This is a genomic window from Nguyenibacter vanlangensis, from assembly GCF_013376155.1.
GTDB classification, from domain to species: Bacteria; Pseudomonadota; Alphaproteobacteria; order Acetobacterales; family Acetobacteraceae; genus Gluconacetobacter; species Gluconacetobacter vanlangensis.
Window position 1 is genome coordinate 1 of record NZ_JABXXP010000173.1, and the last position, 5,232, is coordinate 5,232.

Genomic DNA, 5,232 nt, shown 5'->3' on the forward strand with positions numbered 1-5,232 from the left:
CCTGGCCTTGCGCCGCTTTTCGCGCGACGCGGCCTGGGACGGGGCCGCGGTGCCGCCCCGCGCGCGATCCAGGACGAAGCGGGCGTAATCGTCCATGTCGCCGTCGAACGGCGCCACGGTATTGTCGGCGGCAAGCCAGAGCCGGTCCGCCACCAGTTCCATCAGCGACCGGTCGTGGGTGATCAGGATCACCGCGCCCTCGTACTCGTTCAGCGCGTCCAGCAGGGCGCGGCGGCTGTCGATGTCCAGATGGTTCGTCGGTTCGTCCAGGATCAGCAGATGGGGGGCGGCCATCGCCACCATGTTCAGCAGCAGCCGCGCGCGCTCGCCGCCCGACAGGGCCTCGACCGTCGTGCCCTGTTTTTCGAAATGGATGCCGAACTGCGCCAGGCGCGCGCGATGGGATTGCTCGCTGTCGGCCGGGCGGGCGGCGCGGATGATGTCCAGCGGCGTATCGGAGGGGTTCAGGGCCTCGATCTGGTGCTGGTGGAACCAGCCGACCTCCATCCGCGCCGATCGGGTCACCCGTCCGGACCGCGCGGCCAGCGCGCCGGCGGCCATCTTGGCGAAGGTCGATTTGCCGGCGCCGTTCACCCCCAGCAGCCCGATCCGGTCGTCGACGTCCAGCCGCAAATCCAGTCCGGCCAGGACGGGCGCGTCGTCGCCATAGCCGATCTCCACCCCCTCCAGCCGCATCAGTGGCGGCGCCAGCGGGCGCTGCGGCGAGGGGAGAATGAAGGGGGAGACCCGGGCCTCGACCGTGGTGGCGACGGGTTCCAGCTTGGCCAGGCGCTTCATGCGGCTCTGCGCCTGCGCGGCTTTGCTGGCCTTGGCCTTGAAGCGATCGACGAAAGATTGCAGGTGCGCGCGTTCGGCCTCCTGCTTGGCGCGGGTGGCGTTCTGCAGGCGGATCTTCTCGGCGCGCTGGCGCTCGAATTCGTCGTAGCCGCCGGTGTACAGCTCCAGCTTGCCTTCGGTGACGTGCAGGGTGAAATCGACCGAGTTGTTCAGCAGGTCCCGGTCGTGGCTGATGATCAGGGCGGAATGCGGATAGCGCGCCAGCCGGGCCTCGAGCCACAAGGCGCCTTCGAGATCCAGGTAGTTCGTCGGTTCGTCGAGCAGCAGCAGCTCGGGTTGCGCGAACAGGGCGGCGGCCAGCGCCACGCGCATCCGCCAGCCGCCCGAGAATTCGGCCATCGGCCGGTCGATGTCGGTGGTGGAGAAGCCCAGCCCGTTCAGGATCTCGGCCGCGCGGGCGGGGGCGCTGTCGGCGTCGATTTCGATCAGGCGCGACCAGATGTCGCCCATGCGTTCGGGTTCGGCGGTCTCGAGTTCGGCCATCAGCGCCGCGCGTTCGGTGTCGGCGGCCAGGATCGTGTCGAGCACGCTGACGGGCGTCGCGGGGTGTTCCTGGTCCACGGCGGCGACGCGGGCGGCCCTGGGGATCGCGATCTCGCCCCTGTCGGGCTGAAGCTCGCCCTTGATCAGCTTGAACAGGGTCGATTTTCCGACCCCGTTGCGTCCGACCAGGCTGACCTTCGACGGGTTGGGCAAGGTCACCGAGGCACGGTCGAAGAAGCGCCGCCCCCAGGCGTTGAAGACAAGTGAATCGATCTGAAGCATGAGCGGGCCGTACCGTTTGGAACATGGGGACGAAACGGGACAGGGCGTGCGCTGTAACGCTCCGCAGTTCCGACGCCCGGCTGTTCTAGGGCATGGTCCGGGGATTGGCGAGGTGCATTCTTCCGCCCGGGCGGGAGGGGCCGGCTGGCGGAGGGGTGGATCGATGAGGCGGCATGCGCAGCTTGGTGGACCACCTATCTCCGCCAGGCACGGCAGGGCAGCGCGATCCTGGTGACCTCCCGTGACGAAGTCGTGGCGGAGTTGCACCCGCCGCCCCCGTCCTATCGTCCTCGCCGTCAGCCTGGTGCGCTGCGCGGGCAGATCAAGCTGAGTGACGATTTCGATCGGACGCCGCAGGATATGCTCGACAGCATGGATGGGGATCTGTGAAGGTCCTGCTCGATACGCACGCGGTGACAAAACGATTGGGAAGTTTTGTCTCTACGCCTATTCCGAGATCATATCCAAATTGGCAGTTCCCATTTCAAGAACTCTTCACGCTGCTTCTCGGCGAATAAATATGAATGGTGCAGAGCTTGTTGCGATCCCCATATCTCGCTTTAGATTGACTTCCGACAAAGAATGTCGCAAACATATTAAATGTTCATTGTCGAATTTTCCTTCTTAAGGTAAAAAACTCAATAAAGAGAGGTAATAAAAAATAACTATGAAAATTCTATCAATTTTCAATAACAAAGGTGGTGTCGGGAAAACAACTCTCACTTACCATCTTGCTCACGCTCTCGCAGAGTGCGGCAAAAAGGTTCTAATGATTGATTTGGACCCGCAATGTAATCTAACCATATACTCGCTGTCAGAAGAAAATATTGCGAATATTTGGCTCCCCGAAGACAAATTCGTGGACGATTTCAAGTCGGCACGAGGGGCAGTTACCGAGAGTCAATTCGATGAACTGATAAAAAGCACCAGATCAGTGCACTTTAGCCTTAAGCCGATCGAGGATGGCACGGAGGAACTCAAGAGCCTTCCACCTCCGGCCGTTTTAAAGCAAAATCTTCACATAATCCCAGGTCGCCTTACTCTGCATATGTTTGAGTCAAAAGTCTCAGAGCGTTTTAGTAGTGTTTATTCAGGAGATCCACTTGCTATAAGGACCGCAACTAGCGTGCGTTCTCTAGCTGAAGAATACACGAAGATCCATAAATACGATATTGTCATCTTGGACACATCTCCCTCTTTGGGGGCGCTGAATAGAAATATATTGAGCCAAGCTGATGCTTTCTTAATTCCTGCAAACCCAGATCTCTTCTCTCTTTATGGGATAAGAAACATAGGCTCTGCTTTAGCTCTCTGGAAGCGGCAGTATGATAGCATTTTTACCCTCTTGTCGGATGTAAAGCGGCATAATTTTTCAGAAAAATTTGTAAGATTTATCGGTTATACGTTGTATAATGCCAAAAAACTCCAGGGAGCCAAATCAACTAATGATTTGGGCATCGCGAAGGCGCATTACAATTACGCAAACAAAATACCAGATACGATTTTCTCGGAAATACCAAAATCACAAATGATAGAAATAGATGAAAATCGTTTGCGAGAAAGCATTGGTAGTGGATCTATAATCCACGGACATAATACACTCCCCAGTATGGCGCAAAAATACCACTTGCCAATGTGGGAATTGCCTTCATGTGGGAATTTAGATAGCGGAGATGTATCTACAATCAGCGGAAATAGAAAGATCTATGAAGCCACTAAAGAATCCTATCAGACATTTGCAAGAGACGTAATCGATAGGCTGATGGTGGTTTGATATGAATGACGCAGATTGGTCCGCCTTCGAACAAGCGCTGGAGAAAGGTATCCCAGATGTCGAGATATTTATGGATGGTGTTCATAAGTTTTTTTCGACACATCCAAGCGTAAAGGTTGATGGAAAATCTGTAATTCACTCGATGAAGTGGCGTCTAAAGGACAGGAGTCATATTCGAGAAAAAATTGAGCGAAAATCTTCGTCAGAACGGTTGATTACCCCAGATAATTTGTTTTCCGAAATTACTGACCTAGCAGGAGTAAGAATTCTCCTTCTCTTCCAAGGTGATTTCGAAGTTGTCGACAACAGTGTTCGACAGCGAGTTTCAGGCGGCGACTGGGTCCTATATGAGCGTCCGAAAGCTTACACTTGGGATCCAGAGGCTACTGAATTTTTTAAGAAATTTGACTTAGAAGTACTTCAAAGAGATACTAGTTACACAAGCGTTCATTATTTACTGAAACCGAGAATGGATGCATCTGTCTGCTGCGAGCTTCAAGTCCGAACGCTTTTTGAAGAGATCTGGGGCGAAATTGATCATAGAATCAATTATCCTAAGCCTACAGAAAGTGTTACTTGTCGGGAGCAGTTAAAGGTTCTTTCAAAAATAGTGGGAGCTGGTAGTCGCTTGGTCGATTCGATTCAACGCAGCCTACCCCAGGACGAATCATGAATAGTGCGTTGCGCAGTCTCGGTAAATCGGGCTACGCGAGAGAGCGCTCCCAGCCGAAAAGTATCTACATGATCACCATTCCTATATGATTTGCGTACAATCAATAATTCGCTAAAAGACTATTCCATCTTATGACGGTCTGATAATCCTAAATACAATCATCGTGAACCGGACATTCTACTTTCCCCGCAGACCAGCCGCCCAAATTTAGTGGGGTTATACCACTTAAGGATCCATATTCGCCCATGTAGATGCCGGAATAGGGCGTGACTTCCGAAGGCAGGCGCCGTCACCGTGCTGATGCCGCGCGGCATGCTGCATCTCTCGAGCGCGTGTCTGCAACCGGGCGCGCGCGTAGCGTTCAGGCCTGGCGGTTTTCGAGGAGGCTGCGGCGGATGCGGCGGCCGCGTTCGATGCGGTCGACGATGAAGGCTTCGTCGCCCCAGCGGATCGCCCTGGCCATGGCCTGTGCGTCCTCCGTGAAGCGGGCGAGCATTTCCAGCAGGGCGTCGCGGTTGTTGAGGAAGATGTCGCGCCACATGACCGGGTCGGAGGCGGCGATGCGCGTGAAGTCGCGGAAGCCCGAAGCGGCAAAATCCAGCACTTCGGAGCGGGTTTCATCAGCCAAATCGTCGGCGGTGCCGCAGATGGTGAAGGCCAGCAGGTGCGGCAGGTGACTGACGATGGCGCAGACCCGGTCGTGGTGCGCCGCGTCCATGATGCGGGTGCGCGCGCCCATGCGGTGCCACAGCGTTTCGATGATCGAAACCGCCGCCGGGTCGGTGTCGGGCAGCGGGGTCAGCAGGCACCAGCGGTCGTCGAACAGGGTGGCGAAGCCGGCGTCGGGGCCGGAATATTCGGTGCCGGCCATCGGGTGGGTCGGCACGAAGGGGACGTCCGGCCGCAGGAACGGCGCGATGGCGCCGATGATCGACTGCTTGGTCGATCCGACCTCGGTCAGGATCGCGCCGGGCTTCATGGCCGGGAGGATCGCAGCGCCGACTTCGGCCACCGCGCCGACCGGCACGCAGAGGATGACGCAGTCGGCATCGGCCACCGCGCGCAGGGGATCGGCCTCGACCCTGTCGGCCAGGCCGAGTTCGGCCACGCGGGCGCGGACGGCGGGGCTGGCGTCACAGGCGACGAGGCGGGCGGCGATGGT

4 protein-coding genes and 1 pseudogene are annotated in these 5,232 nt (G+C 57.2%); 3 read left to right on the plus strand and 2 right to left on the minus strand.

Going from position 1 to position 5,232, the window contains the following annotated elements; all coding sequences use genetic code 11:
- The coding region (locus HUK84_RS09830; RefSeq protein ID WP_176640132.1) for an ABC-F family ATP-binding cassette domain-containing protein at positions 1 to 1,623 on the minus strand (1,623 nt) is incomplete at its 3' end.
- Positions 1,624 to 1,812: 189 nt separating this feature from the next.
- Here HUK84_RS09830 and HUK84_RS09835 point away from each other — a divergent pair.
- The 3 genes and pseudogenes from HUK84_RS09835 to HUK84_RS09845 form a co-directional block, all read left to right on the plus strand.
- Positions 1,813 to 2,013, plus strand: a pseudogene (locus HUK84_RS09835) (prevent-host-death protein); the annotation flags it as partial.
- A gap of 277 nt (positions 2,014 to 2,290) precedes the next feature.
- Entirely contained in the window at positions 2,291 to 3,397 is a 1,107-nt protein-coding gene (locus tag HUK84_RS09840) for a ParA family protein (protein ID WP_176640133.1), read from the plus strand.
- 1 nt (position 3,398) lies between these two features.
- Positions 3,399 to 4,070, plus strand: a complete 672-nt coding sequence (locus HUK84_RS09845; protein ID WP_176640134.1) for a RelA/SpoT domain-containing protein — start codon at positions 3,399 to 3,401, stop codon at positions 4,068 to 4,070.
- Positions 4,071 to 4,431: 361 nt separating this feature from the next.
- Here the strand turns inward: HUK84_RS09845 and HUK84_RS09850 are convergent.
- On the minus strand, positions 4,432 to 5,232 hold an 801-nt coding region (locus tag HUK84_RS09850), incomplete at its 5' end, for a prephenate dehydrogenase/arogenate dehydrogenase family protein (RefSeq protein ID WP_176640135.1).